The sequence below is a fragment of the Flavobacterium sp. genome (assembly GCF_027482425.1).
GTDB lineage: Bacteria > Bacteroidota > Bacteroidia > Flavobacteriales > Flavobacteriaceae > Flavobacterium.
Map to the genome: position 1 here is coordinate 1 of NZ_JAIXWA010000034.1, position 23,145 is coordinate 23,145.

19 protein-coding genes are annotated in these 23,145 nt (G+C 39.8%); 4 read left to right on the plus strand and 15 right to left on the minus strand.

Annotated elements, in window-relative coordinates; genetic code table 11:
* On the minus strand, nucleotides 1-210 hold a 210-nt coding region (locus Q0037_RS03875), incomplete at its 3' end, for a hypothetical protein (RefSeq protein ID WP_297515726.1).
* Between the two features lie 10 nt (nucleotides 211-220).
* Nucleotides 221-1,849, minus strand: a complete 1,629-nt coding sequence (locus tag Q0037_RS03880) for a hypothetical protein (RefSeq protein ID WP_297515729.1) — start codon at nucleotides 1,847-1,849, stop codon at nucleotides 221-223.
* A gap of 406 nt (nucleotides 1,850-2,255) precedes the next feature.
* Between Q0037_RS03880 and Q0037_RS03885 the strand changes: the two genes are divergently transcribed.
* Entirely contained in the window at nucleotides 2,256-2,978 is a 723-nt protein-coding gene (locus Q0037_RS03885; protein ID WP_297515733.1) for an outer membrane beta-barrel protein, read from the plus strand.
* Here the strand turns inward: Q0037_RS03885 and Q0037_RS03890 are convergent.
* From Q0037_RS03890 to Q0037_RS03910, 5 genes are all read right to left on the minus strand, one after another.
* The gene (locus Q0037_RS03890) at nucleotides 2,973-3,578 is read right to left on the minus strand and encodes a hypothetical protein (protein ID WP_297515736.1); all 606 of its coding nucleotides are present in this window, start codon (nucleotides 3,576-3,578) and stop codon (nucleotides 2,973-2,975) included. The two genes, Q0037_RS03885 and Q0037_RS03890, sit on opposite strands and share 6 nt — an antisense overlap.
* 26 nt (nucleotides 3,579-3,604) lie before the next feature.
* Nucleotides 3,605-5,071: an RNA polymerase factor sigma-54 gene (gene rpoN, locus Q0037_RS03895; protein ID WP_297515739.1), complete on the minus strand. Its 1,467-nt coding sequence runs from the start codon at nucleotides 5,069-5,071 to the stop codon at nucleotides 3,605-3,607.
* 44 nt (nucleotides 5,072-5,115) lie between these two features.
* The gene (locus Q0037_RS03900; RefSeq protein WP_297515742.1) at nucleotides 5,116-5,490 is read right to left on the minus strand and encodes a GxxExxY protein; all 375 of its coding nucleotides are present in this window, start codon (nucleotides 5,488-5,490) and stop codon (nucleotides 5,116-5,118) included.
* A gap of 92 nt (nucleotides 5,491-5,582) precedes the next feature.
* Nucleotides 5,583-7,016 carry an asparagine--tRNA ligase gene (gene asnS / locus Q0037_RS03905; protein ID WP_297515745.1) on the minus strand — a complete coding sequence of 478 codons (1,434 nt, stop codon included), beginning with the start codon at nucleotides 7,014-7,016 and terminating at the stop codon, nucleotides 5,583-5,585.
* A gap of 36 nt (nucleotides 7,017-7,052) precedes the next feature.
* Complete coding sequence (locus tag Q0037_RS03910; RefSeq protein ID WP_297515748.1) at nucleotides 7,053-9,473, minus strand: MMPL family transporter; 2,421 nt, start codon at nucleotides 9,471-9,473, stop codon at nucleotides 7,053-7,055.
* Nucleotides 9,474-9,660: 187 nt separating this feature from the next.
* Between Q0037_RS03910 and Q0037_RS03915 the strand changes: the two genes are divergently transcribed.
* A complete protein-coding gene (locus Q0037_RS03915; protein ID WP_297515750.1) occupies nucleotides 9,661-11,934 on the plus strand; it encodes a cation:proton antiporter in 2,274 nt (757 codons plus the stop codon).
* Here the strand turns inward: Q0037_RS03915 and Q0037_RS03920 are convergent.
* The 4 genes from Q0037_RS03920 to Q0037_RS03935 form a co-directional block, all read right to left on the minus strand.
* Nucleotides 11,923-14,403: a DUF5686 family protein gene (locus Q0037_RS03920; RefSeq protein WP_297515752.1), complete on the minus strand. Its 2,481-nt coding sequence runs from the start codon at nucleotides 14,401-14,403 to the stop codon at nucleotides 11,923-11,925. The two genes, Q0037_RS03915 and Q0037_RS03920, sit on opposite strands and share 12 nt — an antisense overlap.
* 95 nt (nucleotides 14,404-14,498) lie before the next feature.
* A complete protein-coding gene (gene frr / locus Q0037_RS03925) occupies nucleotides 14,499-15,062 on the minus strand; it encodes a ribosome recycling factor (RefSeq protein ID WP_297515899.1) in 564 nt (187 codons plus the stop codon).
* A 15-nt stretch (nucleotides 15,063-15,077) separates the two neighbouring features.
* Nucleotides 15,078-15,785: a UMP kinase gene (gene pyrH, locus Q0037_RS03930; protein WP_073360840.1), complete on the minus strand. Its 708-nt coding sequence runs from the start codon at nucleotides 15,783-15,785 to the stop codon at nucleotides 15,078-15,080.
* Between the two features lie 77 nt (nucleotides 15,786-15,862).
* Entirely contained in the window at nucleotides 15,863-16,645 is a 783-nt protein-coding gene (locus Q0037_RS03935) for a patatin-like phospholipase family protein (RefSeq protein ID WP_297515757.1), read from the minus strand.
* A 71-nt stretch (nucleotides 16,646-16,716) separates the two neighbouring features.
* Between Q0037_RS03935 and Q0037_RS03940 the strand changes: the two genes are divergently transcribed.
* Complete coding sequence (locus tag Q0037_RS03940) at nucleotides 16,717-17,319, plus strand: thioredoxin family protein (protein ID WP_297515760.1); 603 nt, start codon at nucleotides 16,717-16,719, stop codon at nucleotides 17,317-17,319.
* Nucleotides 17,320-17,330: 11 nt separating this feature from the next.
* Here Q0037_RS03940 and truB read toward each other — a convergent pair whose 3' ends face one another.
* Genes truB through Q0037_RS03960 form a run of 4 tightly spaced genes read right to left on the minus strand, consistent with a single transcriptional unit; the run spans nucleotide 17,331 to nucleotide 20,012 of the window.
* The gene (gene truB, locus Q0037_RS03945) at nucleotides 17,331-18,041 is read right to left on the minus strand and encodes a tRNA pseudouridine(55) synthase TruB (RefSeq protein WP_297515764.1); all 711 of its coding nucleotides are present in this window, start codon (nucleotides 18,039-18,041) and stop codon (nucleotides 17,331-17,333) included.
* Nucleotides 18,038-18,850, minus strand: a complete 813-nt coding sequence (locus tag Q0037_RS03950; RefSeq protein WP_297515766.1) for an undecaprenyl-diphosphate phosphatase — start codon at nucleotides 18,848-18,850, stop codon at nucleotides 18,038-18,040. Before Q0037_RS03950 ends, truB begins: the two co-directional genes overlap by 4 nt.
* A 29-nt stretch (nucleotides 18,851-18,879) precedes the next feature.
* The gene (locus Q0037_RS03955) at nucleotides 18,880-19,122 is read right to left on the minus strand and encodes a DUF3098 domain-containing protein (protein ID WP_297515770.1); all 243 of its coding nucleotides are present in this window, start codon (nucleotides 19,120-19,122) and stop codon (nucleotides 18,880-18,882) included.
* Between the two features lie 14 nt (nucleotides 19,123-19,136).
* Nucleotides 19,137-20,012 (minus strand): ABC transporter permease, encoded by an 876-nt coding sequence (locus tag Q0037_RS03960; protein WP_297515773.1) that lies wholly within the window; start codon nucleotides 20,010-20,012, stop codon nucleotides 19,137-19,139.
* A gap of 172 nt (nucleotides 20,013-20,184) precedes the next feature.
* Between Q0037_RS03960 and leuS the strand changes: the two genes are divergently transcribed.
* Nucleotides 20,185-23,055, plus strand: coding sequence for a leucine--tRNA ligase (gene leuS / locus Q0037_RS03965; RefSeq protein ID WP_297515776.1), 2,871 nt, complete (start codon nucleotides 20,185-20,187; stop codon nucleotides 23,053-23,055).
* Nucleotides 23,056-23,145 lie beyond the last annotated feature (90 nt).

Genomic DNA, 23,145 nt, shown 5'->3' on the forward strand with positions numbered 1-23,145 from the left:
AAAACACATTATTTTCATATAACTTATTTTGTGATTCCATGAACCAATAAGTTTTTGTGCATTATTTAAATGGTTTAGCGCCTCATTATAGTTTGATTCACTAAAATATTTTTCTGCATCTTCAAATTCAATTCGTGCTTTAATTTCATTGCTTTGAGAGAAAAGTAATTGGGTTGATAATATGGTCAGTAGGTAAAGAATATTTTTCATAGTATGCTTTTTAATCATTCCAAAAATCAGTCTTATGTTTTTTCGCTGTATTTTGTTTTTGTTTTTCTTTATTTTTAGTCTCCCAAAAATCTGTATCAGCATTCGATTTACTAGAATTACTCGATCTTTTTTTGCCTAAAAAAGTGAATAGTTGAATATTAATATTTGATTTGGTTGCAAAATCAATAAATGCTTTTTGCATTTCAATAGCCTTTGTTTCGTCTGTGTAATAACCAACTATATTCATTTTTTGATTGCATTTAGCACAGTTTTTCTTGATTTCTTGTGATACTGCATTTTTATAGGGCCAAGTATCATCATTTAATTTGTTAATAGGAAATACGTTTGATACAAATGAAGTTGCTTTTTCATTTTGAATACCATTAGAATCTAAAGCATAGGCAAAACAATAAACCGTATTGGTATTTAATTTATGTGATGACAAAGGCAACCCCCCCTCAGGAAAACTTTTAAGCAAGTGCATTCGCATTTTAAGAGTTGCTTCCCATTTTTTTTCCTTAATTTCTTTCTCAATACGTTCTCTTTCAGCTTTTAATTTTTCCTTAGCCTCCCTAGCTTCTCTCTCTGCTTTTGCATCTGCAATTAATGAATTAACTCCAACCGCTAGATCTTTTAATGCTTTTCCACTTTCATCTGCATCTCTGAAATAGTAGTCAGCGTTAGATTGAAAAGCGGCTTTACTGTTATCACTGACAATTAAAGATTGATTACTAATTGCATTATATTGAATTTGAAATGCTTGATTAAGCTCTTCTAACGATTCATAACTCCCATTTAGTTTAGATAAATTTTGTAATTCTTCTTTTGAATTTGTATATGCCTGAGCAGTATAGTAACTGGTTAGCATTAAATTTCCGTCACGTTCAATTTTTTTATTTCGCTCTTCAGTCGCGTTAAAAAAATCTTCGTCTTGTTTTTTTAGGTTATTAATTACTTGTTGCTTTTTGTCATTGAATGCATCTTGTGAATTTATACTATTCGATTTTGAGTTTTCAATTGTGACTGTTTTTGAATTAGAACTTGATTTATTACTGTTTGAGTTTTGAGATTGATTGGTATTTGAATTATTATTAGGTTTAGTTGTGCTAGTACCATTTAATTCCTTAATTTTCTTTTCAATATTTAATTTTTCAAACGCATTAATCTTAACACTCACACTAGATAGCTTTATATTACATTCTTTATTTGCGTCTTGCCGAACAATAACTTTTTGAATAGCACCTATATTCCGGAAGGGTAAGACTTTTGTGCCAGAATTATTACATTGATAACTTACCACTACAATTACCTCTTCAAATTTTTGGGGATTACAAACATTTCCTAACTCAGCATATGAGTAATAACGCGATTTTCCATTATATTCAAAAAAATACCCTTTAGAATCGGGTGACACACTCACAAGTTTAATTTCCCATCCACCCGAATTTAAGGCGCTATTGCGTTCAATTTTTGTGACGCTTACAGTTACGTTGTATGAACTTCCAGCACCCATTGCTTTCCCGTCATGGTAGCCACTTAAATTTTGACTAAATGCTACAAGATTAAAGAAATTGAGTAAAAAAAGAATTATAATAAATTTTGTTTTTAATTTAGTACGTTTCAATATATATGTCAGCATTTTCTTTGTATTTAATAAGAATATTCATTCAAGATTTAAATCAAAAATAATTAAAATTACTTATTGATACATGTATTATAACAAAATTAATATCCACAATATAAACAACTTAGAGTTAATAATATGTTCAGTTATATAGAGGCCGTTTAATAAGCTTAGTATTGAAATAAATGAAATGTTTGATTTCTTGGAATTTTAATACAATGAATTAAATGTATTTGCAATTGTCAATAGTGGGTTTGTTATTAAATTATTTTGGTAATTAATGTTAAAGTTTTCAGAAATATTTTTTTTCTATATCATCTAAAAAGGGCTTTGTTTTTTATTCTTCCTAATTTTATTACACACAATCCATCGTGGGCTTGCTGATTTTTTGTGTAGTTTTGTACATACAAATGGCAACGCCTTGAAAAAGTTTTGGACGTATTTATCTTGGGGGATTTATGGATTCCTATTGCCCTTTTCGCTGCAAGCGCAAGAGGAGCAACCGCTTGAACCTGAAATTAAAGTGGTGGATTCATTGTATCGCGAGGATCAGTTCTATTTTACCTTTACCTACAATAGTGCTGGAAATTTGGACGGCCTGTCTCAAAAAAAATTCTCTCCTGGGATTGGAATTGGATTTTTACGGGATATGCCGATTAATAAAGCGCGAACGTATGCAGTTGCGTTGGGATTAGGGTATAGCTTGGCAGTGTATAATCACAATTTGTACCAGTATCCAAATCTTACACCCAACAGCTCTGCCTATACGTATGAACTTATTTCTGGCGATACTTTTTTTCAACGCAATCGCCTTACACAGCATTTTATTGAAGTCCCTTTGGAATTTCGTTGGCGTGCTTCTACCTTGAGTAGTCACAAATTTTGGCGCATTTACACGGGCTTTAAAGTGAGTTATCTTTTAGCCGATACGTACCGTTTTCAAAACGATGTGCAATCGGTAACGTTTCGCAATAATCCCGATTTAAACAAACTTTTGTACGGCTGTTACGTAACTGCAGGCTGGAATACATGGAATCTATACCTTTATTATGGCCTAAATGCCTTGTATAAAAATGCAGAAGTTAATGGTGCGCCTATGAATTTGCGGAATTTGAATATCGGACTTCAATTTTATATCTTATAACCACGCATACCAAAGCGCCACTTGCGGGACAATACCACAGGCATACCCGATCATCAGCTCCAAAGTGGTATGCGCTTTCATATACAAACGTGAGGAAGCAATTAGTCCCGTGAGTAAAAATAGACTCGCTATCGGATACATGAGATTGATTTGAAAATGGACACTGAGTCCGATCACAAAAAAAGTCAGTGCACTAATCGCGACCATGTGAATACTTGCCTTGAATCGGATGTACAATAAAAGAAAGACAATAAACGTACTAACAAAACCGCCCAGAAAGAAAAAGTAAAGTTCGGGGAAGCGCTCTATCGTAATGCTTTTGTGAATTAAAATAAAGGTGAGTACCATTTGCATTACCAAAGGGATTTTTCGTTGCTGAACCTCCGACATCATGATGGAATCTACTTTCCCAAAGGTGCGCAATAGATAAAAGAACGATAGCGGCAATAAAAAGGTAATAATAACCACCTGAAACAACAATAGAAAGTACTGCTCTTGGGAATAAAATCGTTCGCTAAAGGCAATGTAAACTAGGCTTCCCAAAAGCGGAATGAAAATGGGGTGGAAGAGATAGGAAAAAAAAGGGAGCGTTTTTTTCACAAGTCGGTTGTCATTAGTTAGTTACCCTAAATTTTCTTTCGCATACGTGCCACAGGAATGTCCAATTGTTCCCGGTATTTGGCAATGGTGCGACGGGCAATTGGATACCCTTTTTCTTTTAAAATTTCAGCCAATTGATCATCAGGTAAGGGCTTACTTTTGTCCTCTTCTTCAATAACTGTTTTCAGAATTTTTTTGATTTCCAAAGTAGAAACATCTTCTCCTTGGTCGTTTTTCATGGCCTCTGAAAAGAATTCTTTGATCAATTTGGTTCCATAAGGCGTTTCCACATATTTGCTATTGGCTACACGCGAAACCGTAGAAATATCCAAGCCCACCATATCGGCAATGTCTTTTAAAATCATGGGTTTGATTTTCAATTCATCGCCTTCCAAAAAGTAATCGTATTGAAAATGCATGATGGCATTCATCGTGACAAACAAGGTTTCTTGCCGCTGTTTAATGGCATCGATAAACCATTTGGCCGAATCCAATTTTTGTTTGATAAACTGCACAGCGTCTTTTTGTGCCGCTGATTTATCCCGAGAATCCTTATACGTTTGCAACATTTCTTGATAGTCGCGGGAAACATGAAGCGTAGGTGCATTTCTACCGTTTAAAGTCAATTCGAGTTCGCCATCGACCACGCGAATCATAAAGTCGGGCACAATATTTTCAGTAACTCGGCTGCCTGAAAAGCTCCCTCCAGGTTTAGGATTTAATTTCTCGATTTCGGAAATAGCTTTTTTTAATTGCTCCTGACTGATGCTGTATTTTATGAGTAACTTTTCGTAATGTTTTTTGGTGAAAGCGTCAAACTGCTCGTCGATGATACGCGTGGCCAAAGCAATGGACTCTGTAGGGGTTTTGTGTTTCAACTGCAATAACAAACATTCTTGTAAATCACGCGCTCCCACTCCTGAAGGTTCCAACTCGTGAATGATGGATTTAAGGATCCGCTCTACTGTTTTTTCATCAGTGTAAATACCTTGCGTAAAGGCCATATCGTCGACCATGTCTTGGATACTTCGGCGAAGGTACCCATCGTCGTCTATCGACCCTACAACAAACTCGGCCACCTCCATTTCGGTATTATTCAAAATGAAGGTTTGCAATTGATTGAGTAAATCTTGGTGAAAACTAACCGCAGCAGCCAAGGGAGATTCGCGATCGTCATCGTCGTCACTGTAGTTGTTGGCCGTCAATTTATAATCGGGAATTTCATCGTCGCTGAGGTATTCATCAATATTGATATCGTCGGCTTCAATGGATTCATTTCCGTCGTATTCGTCGTATTCGTCTTGCGGATCAAACTCCTCTTTTTCATACAATTCCTCCTGCTCCGTGCTCCCTTCTAAAGCCGGATTTTCAACTAACTCTTCTTTCAAACGTTGTTCAAAAGCTTGGGTCGGCAACTGAATCAATTTCATCAACTGAATCTGCTGTGGAGAGAGTTTTTGAGAGAGTTTAAATTGTAGGTTTTGTTTTAACATCTAATTTTATTTTTGCCACAAAGTCACGAAGACCATAAGGTATTTTAATTAACAAATCGCTTAATTCCTTGTTTGATAATCGGCACATTAAAATTAATCAAAAAACCAATTTTTTTATTGGTTAATTTCAAATGACTAATGATTTGCGTATCCCAAACAGGGTTTGAAATTTCAACTGCTTTAACTTCTATTATAATGGAATCATTCACTAATACATCTAAGCGTAAGCTTTCCGTAAATTCAATTCCTTTGTAATTGATAGGAACTTTTGTTTGTCTTTTAACATCATAACCACAATTTTTCAACTCAAATTCAAGACATATTTCATATACTTTTTCCAATAGTCCTGGGCCTAATTGTTTGTGGATTAGATAGGCGCAGTGAACTACATCTTTTGCGATTTTTTCCAAATCTTCCATGGCTAATATTCAATTTTAAGGCGTTATACATTTTTCTGAATTTTCATTGGTGTCTTAATGTCTTGGTGGCCAATAAATTTCTGGGTTACGACTTAGAACTCGGCATTTTGTGGTGTACGTGGAAAAGGAATTACGTCACGAATGTTGGTCATCCCCGTAACGAATAATACCAATCGTTCAAATCCTAAGCCAAAGCCCGAGTGGATTGCGGTTCCGAAACGTCGGGTGTCCAAATACCACCACAATTCTTCTTCGGGAATACCTAACGCGTTCATTTTTTCGACCAATACATCCAAACGTTCTTCCCGTTGCGATCCTCCAACGATTTCACCAATACCTGGGAATAATATATCCATAGCACGCACCGTTTGTCCGTCTTCATTCAAACGCATGTAGAAAGCTTTTATTTTGGCGGGATAATCAAACAAAATTACCGGCGATTTGAAATGTTTTTCTACCAAATAACGCTCGTGTTCACTTTGCAAATCTGCTCCCCATTCTTCAATGATATATTGGAACTTCTTGTTTTTGTTGGGTTTTGAATTTTTCAAAATATCAATGGCTTCGGTGTAGGATATTCGAATGAAATTATTTTCCAATACAAAGTTCAATTTCTCCAACAAAGCCATTTCACTGCGTTCGACTTGGGGTTTGTTTTTCTCCTCCTCGATCAAACGTTGCTCCAAGAATTTCAGGTCATCCGCACAGTTTTCCATCGTATATTTAATCACATAACGAATGAAATCCTCGGCCAAATCCATGTTGTCGTTCAAGTCATTAAAAGCGACTTCGGGTTCGATCATCCAAAATTCTGCCAAGTGACGAGAGGTATTTGAATTCTCCGCACGGAATGTGGGTCCAAAAGTATACACCTGACCCAAGGCCATCGCATAAGTTTCGGCCTCCAATTGACCCGAAACGGTTAAATTGGTTTCACGACCAAAGAAATCTTCTTTGAAGTTCACTTTACCATCCTCAGTTCGCGGTGTGCCGTCAAAAGGTAAGGCAGAAACACGGAACATTTCACCGGCACCTTCGGCATCACTTCCCGTGATAATGGGCGCGTTGAAGTAGAAAAATCCTTTTTCATTGAAATATTTATGAACGGCATACGCCAACACTGAACGTACACGCATTACAGCACTAAAGGTGTTGGTGCGCACGCGTAAGTGGGCATTCTCACGTAAAAACTCAAGGGAATGTTTTTTGGGTTGAATCGGATATTTCTCCGCATCCGAATCGCCTAAAATTTCTAATTTAGTGACTTGGATTTCGTATTTCTGACCCGAACCTTGGCTCTCCACCAATATTCCTTGTATATCCAAAGCGGCGGAGGTAGTAATGCGTTTTAAAACAGCTTCAGGGGTGTTTTCAAAATCAACCACACATTGAATATTATGTATCGTCGAACCGTCGTTCAAGGCGATAAATTGCTTGTTGCGAAAGGTTCTAACCCAACCACGAGTGGCTACTTCCATGCCGCCTTTTTCACTTTCTAATAAGGCCTTAATCTTTGAATATTTCATGATGATTTCTTGATTTTCGAGTAAGACAAATATACTTTAATTCTTTTTTTCTTCGAGGGCATCCAATTCTTCATCGGAATGTTCCAAAATGTCAATGGTGGGTTCGATAAACTCTTGCTCGTTGGCCAAGGTTTTGTTTAGCGATAACACCAAGGAGGGCAGCAGCACCAAATTGGATAACATCCCAAAACAAAGGGTAATAGCGACTAATCCACCCAAGGCTACAGTGCCTCCAAAACCTGAGAGCATGAAGACTGAAAACCCGAAAAACAGGACAATCGAAGTATAAAACATGCTGATTCCGGCATCATCAAAAGTCGCAAACACCGATTTTTTAATCTTCCAATCGTTGCGCGATAATTCCAAACGGTATTGCGCCAAAAAGCGTAAGGTGTCATCGACCGACATCCCAAAGGCTATTCCAAATACCAATAATGTAGATGGTTTCAAAGGAATGCCCAAAAAGCCCATCAACCCAGCTGTCATTAACAAAGGAAGAAGATTAGGGATAATGGCCACCAACACCATTTTGACCGAACGGAACATGATAGCCACCAATCCTCCGGTAAGGAAAAAGGCAAACAACAAGGACGATAGAAGGTTGTCTAACAGGTAGTTGGTCCCCTTTTGAAACACCGAAGCCCGTCCTGTAATCACTACATTGTATCGTTCTTTGGGGAAAAGTTTGTCGGTTTTTTGACGAATCTGCTGTTCGATTCCCGGCATTTTTTCACCCGTTTCGTCTTTAATAAACGTTGTAATACGCGCAATCGATTTGTCGTCACTCAAGTAACTTTTAAAGAGATTTTCATTTTTACCTTTGGCGGTGTTTTTGATGTAGGTCGCTATAAAAGGTTCTTCTTGTGCGGTAGGCAATTGAAAATAATCGGGATTTCCATTGTAATAGGCTTGTTTGGCATACTTTGCTACACTGACAATCGAAAGTGGTTTGGACAAATCAGGGATGTCGGTGAGTGTTTTTTCCAATTCCTCAAGGCGACGGAGATTGGTCGAACGCAACGCACCATTTTTCCGTTTGGTGTCAATCATAATCTCCAACGGCATCACGCCATCAAATTCTTTTTCAAAAAAACGTATATCCTCAAAGAAGGCTGTTTTCTTGGGCATGTCTTCGATGATACTTCCCGAAATTTTGATTTCATAAATCCCGATAATGCCAAAAATCAAAAGGATGATCGAAACCATGTAAACACTCAGTCGGTTGTACTTGACGGTGTTGACAATCCACACAAAAAAGCCGGTAAGGTATTCGCGTTCCAGGTGCCCTAAGTGTCTTGGAATAGGGGCAGGGATGTAGCTAAAGAAGATGGGAATCAACAACAAACTCAGCACATACACCGCAATGATGTTGATCGTTGTAAGTACACCAAACTCCTGTAAGAGGACATTGTTGGTGGCCATAAACGTGGCAAATCCAACGGCAGTGGTAATATTGGTCATCAAAGTGGCGGTTCCCGTTTTGGTGATTACCCGTTGCAATGCCTTGGCTTTATTGGCGTGTTTATAATATTCTTGGTGGTATTTATTGATGAAGAAAATGCAATTGGGAATCCCAATCACAATCATTAATGTGGGAACCAAGGCTGTGAGCACAGTGATTTCGTAGCCCATCGCGCCCATGATGCCAAACGACCACATTACGCCGATAATCACAATAATCATAGAGATTAACGTCGCCCGAAACGATCGGAAAAAGAAGAAGAAAATCAATGAAGTAATCAACAAAGCCGCTCCGATGAACAGTCCAATTTCATCCGTAATGGTTTTGGAATTGTACGAGCGAATATAAGGCATTCCCGACACCCGAAGATCGACGCCTGTAGCTTGTTCAAACTGTTTAATCTTATCCGAAAAACGTCCGAGAATGTAGTCTTTACGCGCTTTGGTGTTGACCAATTCTTTTTTCATGTACACGACCGATCGCAGTGTGCTTTTATCTTTGCTGTACAATAATCCTTCGTAAAAAGGCAAACGTTGCGTCAATTCGGCACGCGCTTGTTTCAAATACGCTTCGTCTTGCAGCTGGACTTTATTCACAAAGGGCGCCAACTCAAATTGGGCCAAGGAATCATTTTTCCGCAGGACTTTAAGGTTCTCCAACGAAAGTACAAGTCCGATTTCGGGGTCTTTCGCCAAATTCCCCATCAAAGTCGTATACGCCTCAAAAACTTTGGGAGTAAATAATTTATAGTCTTTGGAACCGATGACAATCACATTCCCTTCTTCGCCAAAAACCTTTAGAAATTGGTTGTAATCCAAATTGACTTGGTCGGTGGCAGGAATCAGGTTGGCCTCGGTATTGGAAAATCGAATGTGTTTCCATTGCATAGCCAATCCGACCGTCAATAAGACAATCCCAAAAATAAATCCCAAACGGTTTCTCAGGATGATGCGAGCAATAATTTCCCAAAATCCAATGCCGAGTAATTTTTTCATAGGCGCAAAAAAGGTGTGCAAAGGTAGTGAAAACCGTTGAAAACAAACGGAGAAGGATGGAATCTTTTCCTTCAAATAAGGGATCACTTTTTTTGTTTTTTGAAATAGAATCTTATTCTTTACTAATAACAAACTTCAAGAAATTAACATACTTTTGTTCTCCAAGCGACAAAACAAGTTTACCCTTATGAAAAATCTCAAAAATTCATTGTTTTATTTAGGTGTAACAGGGGGATTTACCGCCCTTATGTTTTGGATTATTACCCAAGGGAAACAGTTGGAAATTGGCCGAAGAATCATTTCAAATGCTTCTAAAGACACCTTTTTCAATCAGTTTTTAGATGCGATTATTCACAATCTAAAACACCCTTTGGCGATTTTATTATTGCAAATCATCACCATCGTTATTGTAGCTCGTTTTTTTGGTTGGATTTTCCGAAAAATTGGACAGCCTACGGTGATAGGTGAAATCATAGCAGGAATTTTTCTCGGTCCTTCTGTGGTGGGGATGTATCTACCTGAATATTCAGCGATGCTCTTTCCTGTAGAATCTTTAGGGAATCTACAGTTTCTAAGTCAGATTGGCCTGATTCTTTTCATGTTTGTCATCGGGATGGAACTCGATTTGAAAGTGTTGAAAAATAAGGCCAACGACGCGGTAGTGATTAGCCATGCCAGTATTGTGTTTCCTTTTGCGTTAGGGATCGGACTCTCGTATTTCATTTACCATCGATTTGCGCCAGCCGGGGTGGAGTTTTTGGCGTTCAGTTTGTTTATGGGAATTGCCATGAGCATTACCGCTTTCCCTGTTTTAGCCCGTATCGTACAAGAACGCGGTATTCATAAAACGCGCCTCGGAACCATTGTCATCACCTGTGCTGCAGCCGATGATATCACAGCCTGGTGTTTGCTAGCGGCGGTAATTGCCATTGTCAAAGCGGGAACATTTATGAGTTCGTTGTACGTGATTGGAGGTGCCACGCTCTATGTATTGATGATGCTTTTTGTGGTGAAACCCTTTTTGAAAAAAGTCGGCGATTTGTATGCCAACCGCAATGAATTAAGTAAGCCAATTGTAGCTATTTTTTTACTTACCCTTATTATTTCATCATATTTGACTGAAGTGATCGGAATTCATGCGCTTTTTGGCGCGTTTATGACAGGGGCCATTATGCCCGATAGCACTAAATTCCGAAATATTTTTATTGAAAAAGTAGAAGATGTTGCCTTGATTTTATTACTGCCACTCTTCTTTGTTTTTACGGGATTACGAACGCAGATCGGACTCATTAGCGATCCGGAGTTGATGAAAATAACAGGCTATATCATCTTGGTAGCAGTAGCCGGTAAGTTCGTCGGATCGGCTTTGGCGGCTCGATTTGTGGGTCAAAATTGGCGCGATAGTCTTACCATTGGAGCCCTTATGAACACACGCGGTTTGATGGAATTGGTAGTGCTAAACATCGGGTTTGATTTAGGTGTTTTGTCGCCTGAGATCTTTACAATGATGGTGATTATGGCATTGGTAACTACTTTTATGACGGGACCGGCAATCGATATTATCAATTTCATTTTTAAACGAAAAGCGGCTATTTTACCTCAAGAAATTGTTTCCGAAGGGAAATTCAAAATTCTTATTTCTTTTGGGAACAATGAAAAAGGGAAATCCCTACTTCGTCTAGCGCACAGTTTTGTTAAAAAGCAAAAGGACCATTCGCAAGTCACAGCACTCCATTTATCGTTGAGTGATGAAATTCATTCCTATAACCTCGAAGAATACGAGCAAGAAACGTTTGCTCCCATTTTGGCCGAATCCAAGGCCTTGAATCAGGAGGTTACGCCGGTGCTCAAATCAACAGTCGACATCGAAACAGATATTGCCGAAATTGCCAATGAAGGAAATTTTGATTTGGTATTAATCGGTCTCGGGAAATCCATTTTTGAAGGTTCTTTGTTAGGGAAAGTACTCGGATTTACTACCCGAATCATCAATCCCGATCGCTTGCTGGATAAGTTTACAGGTAAAGAAGGGTTGTTTGAAAATTCACCCTTTGATGATCGAACGCGTTTTATCATTTCCAAAAGTAAAAAGCCCTTAGGAATCTTGGTGGATAAAGACCTTTCTAACGTCGATAATGTATTTGTTCCCATAGTAACCCCCGAAGACGTTTTTCTCTTGGATTATGCTCAAAAATTGATTTATAACAGCCAAGCCACAGTTACCTTTTTGGATGTAAATAATCATGTAAAGTCCAATTTTGTTATGGAAAAAGCCATCGCTGCGCTGCAACAGTCCTACGGTGTTGACAAAGTTACCGTGATACGTGAAGACGAAATGAAAGCGGGACTAATGGCCAAACAAGATTTAATGATGGTGAGTTTAGAAAGTTGGAAACAACTTGTCGATGCCCAGTCTTTGTGGTTGAGTACCGTGCCTTCGGTTTTAATTTTAAAACCCTAAATCGAGGTTGTAACTGACTTTCAACGAAAGGTTGTCTTCAAATTTAGGTAAACCATACGGGCCATAACGGGTAAAAAAGGTAATTCCAAAGCCTTTGAAGAGTTGGTTGACTTCAACACCACTCTCAAAATAGCCTTCCTCCAATGTCTTGTAGGCAAAACCTAAATGGCGTTCCCGATTTTCCATCGTACCAAAAGCCATCCTAGTGACCACTGAGATTTCAGGTTTGATGCGGTACGCAATTTTTACTTTGTTAAAAGTGTGACGGGCTTGAAAACTAATGTATCGACTGGAGAAAAATTCATTGAAAAACATGGTTTCAAAACTGTTTTTCCCCGCAATAGTAATTCGCCTTAACAACGCATCTCGGTTGAGGTTGTTGGGGGCAATACTGTACAAATGGGTCAGCGGCGCTTCACCAAACACCAAACCGCTTTGTAAAATAAACCCGGTTTCTTGTCCCGATAAATACTTGATTTCGTGATTGATGCGAAAATCAATCTTCGAAAACTGAAAATCAGCACCCAACAATTGATCGAACGCTTGGGTCAATTGCAAGGTAAATTTGGGATACCTTTTGTTGATTTCCAAACGCCCCGTAGACGTTTGCATATACGAACTAAACGGATTCCATTGCACTGCCAATTGCAAGGTCGTTAAGGTGTATTCACTGAGCAATCGATCGCCTTGTTGGTATTGGTAATCAAAGCGGGGAGCGATGGCACTACGGCTGATTCCGGCGTAAAGATCGGTTTTGGGGATGTATTTGCTTTCCCAATACGCTGACGCCGTTTTGTGGTTGTAAAAGGTTGAAATATTGATGGGACGTGGGTCGTAAATACGAAAACGTCGGCTTTCAGTGGCAAATTGTATTTGACCGATTTCAGCCACATCATCCGTGTAGGAAACAGACACCCAACTGTTGGTTTCGGCATCCAACAACAGCGAAGGAGCGATGTGGTATTTGAAGGCATCGTCTTTTAATCCGTAGGCGACATAGGCTCCAATTTTATATTGTTCAGAAAATCGGGTATTGGTTGTTCCCCCGAAACCAAGTCGGAACCCTTCATAATTGTTGTATTTTAAAACACTGCGAAGGTCCAAATCAAATTTTCCCAAAGGCAAATACCCGTTAAAAATTTTCCGCCCTAGAAAAATTTTATGCTCAATTTTTTCGGCGGTAGCCAGACTGTCAATGTTGATATACGTTGGCATTTTTCGACGGTCAATCGTATCCAGTTGCATGGTTCGCCAATAACCATCGGGTTTGCTCATGCTAGACTCGGGGACATCAATACGAATGGCATGTTGTCGCGTCACCACATTTTGATTGATTTTAACATCAAACGGTTTAGACTCCAATTTCAAATACATTCGATCGGAGGCATTTTGTTCCAATCCTTCAATGCTGGAATTGAACATAATCGTACCGCCAAACAATTTTAAGTCCTCCGAATTATCTCCTTTAACAACAATCAACTTGCGTTTCTCGGGAAACCAAATATTTTGTTTTGGCAGCCAATTGAAGGTATACGTGGCATTAATGTTTACCATTCCATATACCCGAAAAAAGGCTTTGGCAATCGCAAAATTTTCTGCGTCGATATACAATAAACCCCGTAATTTATTGGAGTTTAATTTTTTGGGTTGAAAATAAATTCGGTAAACGGTTCGGTCTTGAATTTTTAAGGTGTCGACCATTTTAAAGACAAACATTTTTCGCCCGTAGGAAGAAATCGGATTCTGTACGGTAACTTCCAAAATATCCAAATACCGATCGTACAATGAATACGAAATCAAGTTTAATCCCAAGTACTCGTAAAGCGGTTTTTTAAATCCCGCCATTCGAGAGGCCAGTACGGTTTCCTTGGTACCGTAATTGTTGAACTGAATTAAATTAACCTTTTCGGTTTGGTATAAATGCTGTTTTTCGACCAATTTTTTGAATTTGTAATTGGAAGAGTCCAAGACCATTTTGGGTTTGCCAAACCAACGAGGTTTGTAGGTGGTATCTATTTTGGTGGAAATAGAATCGGGATTGGCCGTCACCAAAAGGGTTTCATAATTTTTGTATTCGTAGGTTTGGAGGACCTTTTCCGGCTGATTTTTAGTGCGGTTATCGATCACTTTTTTTATAATCGCATTGGTTTCGCTATCCGTGTAAATTTCAACCGATTTTTGTGATAAGTCGGAAACCATTTTAATTAAAATGAAGGTTGCGCCTACACTGAGGTAATGATTTTTGTCGTGATAGCCCTTGTAACTCACCTGAATTGGCTTGGTATCTTTGTCAATGACCAATGAAAAACGCCCCTCCCAATTGGTATACACCGTTTGGTTTTGGTAGGTAACCATCGCAAATGCAATTGGGATTGTCGTGTCGTAATCGATCACTTGTCCCTGCATTGGTTTTTGCGCAATCAGGATTTGGGTTAGCCAAAGAAACCCGAAAATCCAACTGTTTTTCATGTATGTTTGTTTAGTTTGATGGGTACAAAAGTAGGAATAAAAAAATCCGTTAGCGGTAAGGATAACGGATTTTATAGTACGAACGTATTGGTTCGTTATACTTTCATAATTTCAGCTTCTTTGACAGCAAGATGTTCCTCAATTTTTTTGATAAAATTGTCGGTTAATTTTTGTACATCATCTTCTGCTTTTTTACACAAATCTTCCGAAACGCCCTCTTTTTCCAATTTCTTTATTTCTGTATTGGCATCTTTTCGGTGGTTGCGAATCCCGATTTTAGCTTCTTCTGCTTCGTTTTTGGCTTGCTTTACCAAATCGCGACGTCGTTCTTCTGTAAGCGGTGGAACACTAATGATGATAACATCCCCGTTGTTCATCGGATTAAATCCAAGGTTGGCATTCATGATGGCTTTTTCAATCGGCGTCAACATACTTTTTTCATAGGGTTGAATTGTCAAAGTGCGTGCATCAGGAACATTGACATTAGAAACTTGTGAAAGTGGTGTCATCGACCCGTAATAATCCACAAATACACTGCCCAACATTTGTGGGGAGGCTTTACCAGCACGGATGTTTAAAAACGATTTTTCAAGGTGGGCTACCGAAGCATTCATCGCATCTTTTGCTTCTTCCAAAATCAATTCAATATCTTCCATAATTCAGTATTAACAAAGTTAGATAGTTACAACAGTTCCTATGGTTTCGCCTTGGCAAATTTTCAATAAGTTCCCTGCTTTGTTCATGTCAAAAACCACAATAGGCAATTGGTTTTCTTGACTTAACGTGAAAGCCGTGGTATCCATTACATTGAGGCCTTTTTGAAGCACTTCTTCAAAGGAAATAAAATCAAATTTAACAGCATTTTTATCTTTTTCAGGATCGGCGGTGTATACGCCATCGACTCTAGTTCCTTTTAGAATAACATCTGCTCCCACTTCTACACCGCGAAGCACGGCTGCAGTATCGGTTGTAAAATAAGGGTTTCCTGTACCCGCACCAAAAATAACAATACGTCCTTTTTCTAAGTGACGCACCGCGCGACGTTTGATATAAGGTTCAGCAATCGACTCAATTTTTAAAGCCGTCTGTAAACGGGTTTGCATCCCTTTATCTTCCAAAGCGCCTTGCAATGCCATTCCATTAATTACAGTGGCCAACATGCCCATATAATCGCCTTGTACACGATCCATGCCGTTGCTTGCCCCTGCTACTCCTCTAAAAATATTACCGCCACCAATCACAATGGCAATTTGAACACCTTGATCATGGACTTGTTTGATTTCGTCGGCATATTCGGCCAAACGTTTCGGGTCAATGCCGTATTGACGGTCACCCATCAACGCTTCACCGCTTAACTTCAAGAGAATTCGGTTATATTTCATAAGAAGGTTTTGCTATTTTCTATTTTGCAATGCAAATATAGCGATATTCTAATGTTGTAAAAGTGCCCTGAAAAAAATTATCCCAAGACCTCCTGATATCGTTTTTGGGCTTCATCGTACCCAATTTGGAAAATTTCCTCCATTTTATGTTTGTTGGTTTCAAAGGTGCTGTAATTACACAGCGCTTCGGGTTCGATGATTAAATCGCAATTGCTGAATTTTTGTAAATGGGAGTGCGCATACAGCAAATCAAACGCTCTGCTGGTTACCGCTTTAATCGATCGCAATTGGTCGGCTTGAATTTTTTCAATCGGACTCACATAAATGCCAATAATATAATCGCATTCGTCGGCAATCAAGTCGGCGGGAAAATGATTTAAAATGCCGCCATCACTGTAAATATTTCCTTCAATAACATGCGGTGAAATGACACCCGGAAATGCCGATGAAGCCAAAACAGCATCGCTGATGGGCACATTTGCCTCAAAAACACAGAGTTTTCCTTGCACCATATCGGTAGCGGTGATGTACATTGGTAATGGAAAATCACCAATAGTTGCTTTCCCAAATATTTGGTCAAAATATTTTTTAAACGAATCCGAGTCAATTAATCCTGGTTTTTTTATGGTAAAATGGGTCCAATGAAAAAAATAAATCGATTGAAAAAACTCTAAAATTTCAATGGGACTTTTTCCCCAAGCATACAAGGAACCCACAATCGAACCCGCACTGGTGCCTGAAATAATCGCAGGACGAAGGCCTTGTTTTTCCAAAAAATGAAGGGCTCCTGCATGGGCCAAGCCTTTGGTGCCACCACCAGACAAAACATAGCCAATTCGTTGGGAAGTTAGGGTTTTCATAGGCGTGTAATTTAGGTTACTAACCAAATATACGAAATGCATTACCTTTGCCCAAACAAATTACTAAACCCATGAATTCAATTATTCAAGACAGTTTAAAAAATAGTTACACCTATGCCGCGTATCGGAACTTGATGCAAACCTATGCGCAAGAGGGAAAAACTACGGGGGAGCAAACGGAAGCTCATGTTCATTACACCCACTTAAACGAAGCGCGGATGCACCGTTTGGATAAAACGATCACTTTAACGCCTGAGGTCAGTCATTTCTTTGACCATTTGCAAAACGAGTTACTCTGGATTGTTTTGGCGGAAACGTGGTGTGGCGATGCGGCTCAAGTACTTCCTGTTTTGGACAAAATGGCTTCGCATACCCCAAAAATTGAGATGCATGTGGTGCTTCGCGATGAACACCCTGCATTGATGGATTTGTTTTTGACCAACGGCACCCGTTCCATTCCTAAATTAATAATGGTGGATAAAGTTTCTGGTGAAGTCATTGGGGATTTTGGACCCCGACCACAAGGTGCAAAACAGTTAATCGTGGATTATAAAGCCGCACACGGAGTGGTCGACGATGAAGCCAAAGCGGCACTGCAAAAATGGTATTTACAAGATAAAGGAGTCAGTATTCAAAAGGAGGTTGTAGCCTTATTGCAACCCGTAAAAGTATAAGGCAAAGGAGTTCATTCGGACTCCTTTTTTGATACTAATGCAACAAAGTCATCTGGAGTGAGTGCTTCATTGACCGAATACTCTCCAATTTTGGTGCGACGCAAAGCAGTTAAATGACCGCCCGATTGGAGCGCTTTTCCAAAATCAAACGCAAGCGAACGAATGTACGTACCTTTGCTGCAGGTAACCCGAAAGTCAATTTCTGGTAAGGCGATTCGGGTGATTTCAAATTCGTAAATGGTGGTTTTTCGGGCTTCAATTTCGACCTCTTCTCCCGCACGTGCGTGTTCGTACAAACGTTTTCCGTCTTTTTTTATTGCCGAAAAAACAGGCGGTTTCTGCATGATTTCGCCTTCAAAAGTTTGGGCTGTTGCTCGAATCAAATCTTCCGTAATGTGATTAACGGGAAAAGTAGCATCGACTTCGGTTTCTAAATCATAAGAAGGCGTGGTCGCTCCCACGGTTATCGTACCGGTATATTCTTTGGTTTGCCCTTGAATTTCGGGTATTTTTTTGGTGAATTTCCCCGTACAAATAATTAACAATCCCGTAGCCAAAGGGTCCAATGTTCCCGCATGTCCAATTTTAAAGGTTTTCGAAAATTGATAACGTCGCTTTAAGGCATACTTCAGTTTGTTGACCGCTTGAAAAGAACTCCACGTGAGCGGTTTGTCAATGAGTAGGACTTGTCCGTCTTTAAATGTTTCAGCCGTCCAACTCATGGTTTTACCAAGGTAAAGTACAATAACAAAGCGGTTCCTGCGATGATTCGGTAGTAGCCCCAGGGTTTGAAGCCATATTTTTTGATGATGCCGATGAAGAATTTTATCGCAAGAATAGCGACTACAAAAGCTACCGCATTACCCATTAAAAACAATTTTAGATGTTCGCTATTTTGCGTCAGCAATTCATAACCTTTCAGTCCCGTATTCTCGTACGTTTTTAAAAAAATCGAATACGTTGTCACCGCCAACATCGTAGGAACGGCCAAGAAAAATGAAAACTCAGCGGCTGCCGCTCGTGTAAGCCCTTGTTGCATTCCGCCAATGATAGAAGCGGCCGACCGACTCGTGCCTGGCATCATCGCCAAACACTGCCAGAGGCCAATAAAAAATCCTTTTTTATAAGTGATTTCTTCCTCAGAGGTAACCGTTGGATTTTGAAAACGGGTGTCTACAAAAAGCAAAACAATTCCCCCAACAATCAAAACAATAGCAATGGGAATAGGGTCGCCCAAAACCGCTTCAATTTTGTCGTCAAACAATTTTCCCAAAACCAAGGCAGGAATCACAGCGAAAGCCAATTTGAGGTAAAAACCGATTCTTTTAAAATCAAAAAACTTACGCCAATATAGCACAACTACGGCCAAGATGGCGCCAAATTGAATGGCTACTTGGAAGAGTTTTACAAAATCATCGTTTTGAATGCCAAAATAAGCACTGGTAAAAATCATGTGGGCCGTAGAAGAAACCGGTAAATATTCGGTCAATCCTTCTACAATGGCAATGAGAAGCGCTTGAAGTAAGTCCATGGTGTATTGTTAAGTCTCCCTTGAGCCGTTTATTCGGATTTTCCTTTACGAAAAATGGAATAAATCACAATTCCAAAACCCGCGAGCACTACCGTGGGTGCCAAACGAATACGGCGGAAACTCATGATGTCAGCATTCCATTCGGCAGGATTGTCATTGCTGCTGCCCGACATAAGGATAAATCCCAACGCGATTACGGCTAAACCGATGATTAAAACGGTATAGTTTTCTTTTTTAAAAAGGAAATCTGGTTTGTTTTCTGGTGCACTCATAAGGCCGTACGGAATTAATATAAATCGTCTGTTCGTAAATTTAAGAAGCGTTGGGTTGCAAAATAAGTGCTAATCCAAGTAATCAACACTCCCATGCCCAAAACGCCAACCAACACAATAATGGTGAGCTCCAACTGATTAAAAATGTCTAATCCAGGGTAATTGTTGGCAATATAAATTAGTAAAGAAATCAATGCAACAATCGCTAAAACACCACCAATAAGTCCAAGTAACATGCTTCGAAGAATAAAAGGCTTGCGGATAAACGACTTCGTTGCACCTACCATTTGCATGGTTTTAATGATAAAACGATTGGCATAAATGGACAAACGCATTGAACTGTTGATCAATAAAACGGAAATGACCATGAATACGCCCGATACGATTAAAACCCAGAAACTGATGTTTTTTACGTTATCATTCACCAAAGTAATCAACTGCTTATCGTAGACTACATCGGCTACAAAAGGATTTTTGCGAAGGGTTCGCTCCATAGTTGTAAACCCAGGGTTGGTCACATATTCGGCTTTCAAGTGAATGTCATAGGAATTTTGCAACGGATTCATTCCCAAAAACTGCATAAAATCTTCCCCAACCACTTCTTTGTGGGCTTTGGCAGCGGCTTCTTTGGAAACAAATTTGAAATCTTTGGCGTATTTCCCCGATTGAATCGTTTTTTCAAAGGCTTTGAATACGGTATCGTTGGCTTCGTTTTTGAAGAAAACGGTCATTACAATATCTTCCTTAAAATTATCGGATAATCGTTTGGAGTTCAGGATAAAAAGTCCCAAAGAACCCAACAGAAACAACACCAAAAAAACACTCAAAACGACCGAAAAGTAAGAGGAAATTAATCTGCGTTTCTGATATTGATCAAACGATGAGGCCATAGCTTTTGTTTTATGCCGTAAAAATAAAAAAGAAAATCATTTTACTCCTTTAATAACGCTCAAAGTTTTCTCTTCTTGTGTGAAAGGTGTAAATTTGCCTCTAATTTTTTTGTAATGCCTGAACATCCGTAGCTTATTCCGGATTCATGCATCAACCTTTTTTCGTTTACCGATGAAATATTTTCACGATCAAATAGAAGCCAAATGGCAAAAATATTGGGCCGAACACCACACGTTTGCAGCCTCCAATTCTTCCGACAAACCGAAGTATTACGTGTTGGATATGTTTCCGTATCCTTCGGGTGCCGGATTGCATGTTGGACATCCGTTAGGGTATATTGCCTCCGATATTGTGGCCCGTTACAAACGCCACCAAGGGTTCAATGTGTTGCATCCGCAAGGCTATGATTCATTCGGGTTGCCTGCAGAACAATATGCCATTCAAACGGGTCAACATCCAGAGAAAACTACCCGTGAAAATATTGCGCGGTACCGCGAACAGTTGGATAAAATTGGTTTTTCATTTGATTGGAACCGTGAAGTGCGTACATCCAATCCGGAATATTATAAATGGACGCAGTGGATATTCATTCAATTGTTTGAATCCTATTATTGTTATGAGGCGAACCAAGCGTTGCCCATCAGCAATTTGGTTGCTCTTTTTGAAAAAGAAGGGAATACCAATATTAATGTGGCTTGTGATGATGAGGTCCCCGTTTTTTCAGCTGGGGAATGGAACGGATTTTCTGAGGACGAAAAAGCACGTATGTTGTTGAAATACCGTCTAACCTATTTGGCAGAAACGGAAGTGAACTGGTGTCCGGCCTTAGGAACGGTTTTGGCGAATGATGAAATTGTCAATGGCGTTTCGGAACGCGGCGGCCATCCTGTGATTCGTAAAAAAATGACCCAATGGTCTATGCGTATTTCAGCCTATGCCGAGCGTTTGTTGGAAGGGTTGGAGGCCATCGATTGGACGGAATCCTTGAAAGAATCGCAACGCAACTGGATTGGAAAATCGGTAGGAGCTTCAGTGAAGTTTCAAGTTTCAGGTTCCAAGTTTCAAGTTGAAGTATTCACTACCCGTCCTGATACCATTTTCGGAGTTACCTTTATGACGTTGGCACCCGAACATGATTTGGTAGCACAAATTACAACACCTGAACAAAAAGCAGCCGTCGAAGCCTATATCGAAGCTACCGCCAAACGCTCGGAACGCGATCGTATGGCCGATGTGAAAACCATTTCAGGGGTGTTTACAGGAGCGTATGCCGAACATCCCTTCACGAAAGAACCGATTCCGGTTTGGATTGGCGATTATGTGTTGGCAGGGTATGGAACGGGAGCTGTAATGGCGGTTCCATGTGGCGATGAGCGTGATTATGCGTTTGCCAACTATTTCAAAGGAACGTTGGGCATGCCCGAAATTAAAAATATATTCAGCCCCCTAACCCCCGATGGGGGAATTGATGCTTCTGATGCGTGTATCGCTATGGAAGCCTTTTCTAAAAAAGATGGATTTCAATTTAAAAATTCCGATTTCTTAAACGGATTGGATTATAAAGCCGGTACGAAAAAAGTAATAGAGGAGTTGGAAAAAATCGTTGCCGGTAAAGCCAAAGTGAATTACCGTTTGCGTGATGCCGTTTTTTCACGTCAGCGCTATTGGGGCGAACCTTTCCCGGTGTATTATGTGAATGGCTTGCCACAAATGATTGACGCCCAACACTTGCCGATCGTATTGCCTGAAGTGGAGAAGTATTTGCCTACGGAAGACGGGCAGCCGCCTTTGGGGAATGCTAGCGTTTGGGCGTGGGATACAAAACAGTGTACAGTGGTCAGTAATCAGTTAATCGACCACATTACTGTTTTTCCTTTAGAATTGAATACCATGCCCGGTTGGGCCGGAAGTTCGTGGTACTGGATGCGCTATATGGATGCACAAAATCCAACTGCGTTTGCTTCTGAAAACGCCTTGAACTATTGGCAAAATGTCGATTTGTACATTGGCGGGAGCGAACATGCTACCGGTCACTTGTTGTATGCCCGTTTTTGGAACAAATTCTTGAAAGACCGCGGTTTTGCGCCTACGGAAGAGCCCTTTAAGAAATTGATCAACCAAGGGATGATTTTGGGGATGAGTGCGTTTGTGTACCGCTCGGAAGATTCTAAAAAATTGTATTCTAAAGGATTAATTTCAGGACTAAATGTTCACCCTATTCATGTCGATTTGTCTGTAATTAACGATATTACTAATGAATTAGATATTGAAAAATTCAAAGCACATCCGTTATACTCTGATTATGATAATGCCGAATTAATTTTGGAAGACGGCAAATATATTGTGGGCCGCGAAGTCGAAAAAATGTCCAAGTCCAAATACAATGTAGTCAACCCCGACGACATTTGCAACGAATACGGTGCCGATACCTTGCGTTTGTATGAAATGTTCTTGGGTCCGCTCGAACAAGCCAAACCTTGGAACACGGCCGGAATTACTGGGGTGTACGGTTTCTTGAAGAAATTGTGGCGTTTGTATTTTGATGATAACGGTTTGGTTGTAATTAATGACGAACCCACCGCGGATATGTACAAAACCTTACATAAAACGATCAAGAAAGTAACGGAAGATATCGAGAACTTCTCGTTCAACACTTCGGTATCGCAGTTTATGATTTGTGTGAATGAATTGGCGCAACAAAAATGCCGTCACCGAGCGATTCTCGAACCTTTAGCGGTGTTGATTTCCCCCTATGCGCCGCACATTGCCGAAGAACTTTGGAGTCAGTTGGGCCATGAGGGTTCAATTGCTACGGCAGCTTTTCCAGCGTTTGAAGCCCACTATTTGGTAGAAAGTGAGAAAGAATATCCGGTTTCTTTCAACGGAAAAATGCGTTTTACGATTAAATTACCGTTGGATTTGAGTGTCGCCGAAATCGAAGCAATTGTGATGGCCGACGAACGCACCCAACAGCAATTGCAAGGCCGCACACCCAATAAAGTGATTATTGTACCGGGGAAGATTATTAATTTGGTAGGGTGATTTATATGTCAATGTGGCAATGAGCCAGTAAAAAGGAATCCGTGGAGTGAATACTTCACGGATTTTTTTTAACAAAACGTTAAATCCAAA

Excerpts from the sequence above, each read along its gene's own strand:
- Q0037_RS03880 (WP_297515729.1), bottom strand. The coding sequence starts at position 1,849 with ATGCTGACATATATATTGAAACGTACTAAATTAAAAACAAAATTTATT.
- rpoN (WP_297515739.1), bottom strand. The coding sequence starts at position 5,071 with ATGTTAAAACAAAACCTACAATTTAAACTCTCTCAAAAACTCTCTCCA.
- Q0037_RS03900 (WP_297515742.1), bottom strand. The coding sequence starts at position 5,490 with ATGGAAGATTTGGAAAAAATCGCAAAAGATGTAGTTCACTGCGCCTAT.
- asnS (WP_297515745.1), bottom strand. The coding sequence starts at position 7,016 with ATGAAATATTCAAAGATTAAGGCCTTATTAGAAAGTGAAAAAGGCGGC.
- Q0037_RS03910 (WP_297515748.1), bottom strand. The coding sequence starts at position 9,473 with ATGAAAAAATTACTCGGCATTGGATTTTGGGAAATTATTGCTCGCATC.
- Q0037_RS03915 (WP_297515750.1), top strand. The coding sequence starts at position 9,661 with ATGAAAAATCTCAAAAATTCATTGTTTTATTTAGGTGTAACAGGGGGA.
- Q0037_RS03920 (WP_297515752.1), bottom strand. The coding sequence starts at position 14,403 with ATGAAAAACAGTTGGATTTTCGGGTTTCTTTGGCTAACCCAAATCCTG.
- pyrH (WP_073360840.1), bottom strand. The coding sequence starts at position 15,785 with ATGAAATATAACCGAATTCTCTTGAAGTTAAGCGGTGAAGCGTTGATG.
- Q0037_RS03935 (WP_297515757.1), bottom strand. The coding sequence starts at position 16,645 with ATGAAAACCCTAACTTCCCAACGAATTGGCTATGTTTTGTCTGGTGGT.
- Q0037_RS03940 (WP_297515760.1), top strand. The coding sequence starts at position 16,717 with ATGAATTCAATTATTCAAGACAGTTTAAAAAATAGTTACACCTATGCC.
- truB (WP_297515764.1), bottom strand. The coding sequence starts at position 18,041 with ATGAGTTGGACGGCTGAAACATTTAAAGACGGACAAGTCCTACTCATT.
- Q0037_RS03950 (WP_297515766.1), bottom strand. The coding sequence starts at position 18,850 with ATGGACTTACTTCAAGCGCTTCTCATTGCCATTGTAGAAGGATTGACC.
- Q0037_RS03955 (WP_297515770.1), bottom strand. The coding sequence starts at position 19,122 with ATGAGTGCACCAGAAAACAAACCAGATTTCCTTTTTAAAAAAGAAAAC.
- Q0037_RS03960 (WP_297515773.1), bottom strand. The coding sequence starts at position 20,012 with ATGGCCTCATCGTTTGATCAATATCAGAAACGCAGATTAATTTCCTCT.
- leuS (WP_297515776.1), top strand. The coding sequence starts at position 20,185 with ATGAAATATTTTCACGATCAAATAGAAGCCAAATGGCAAAAATATTGG.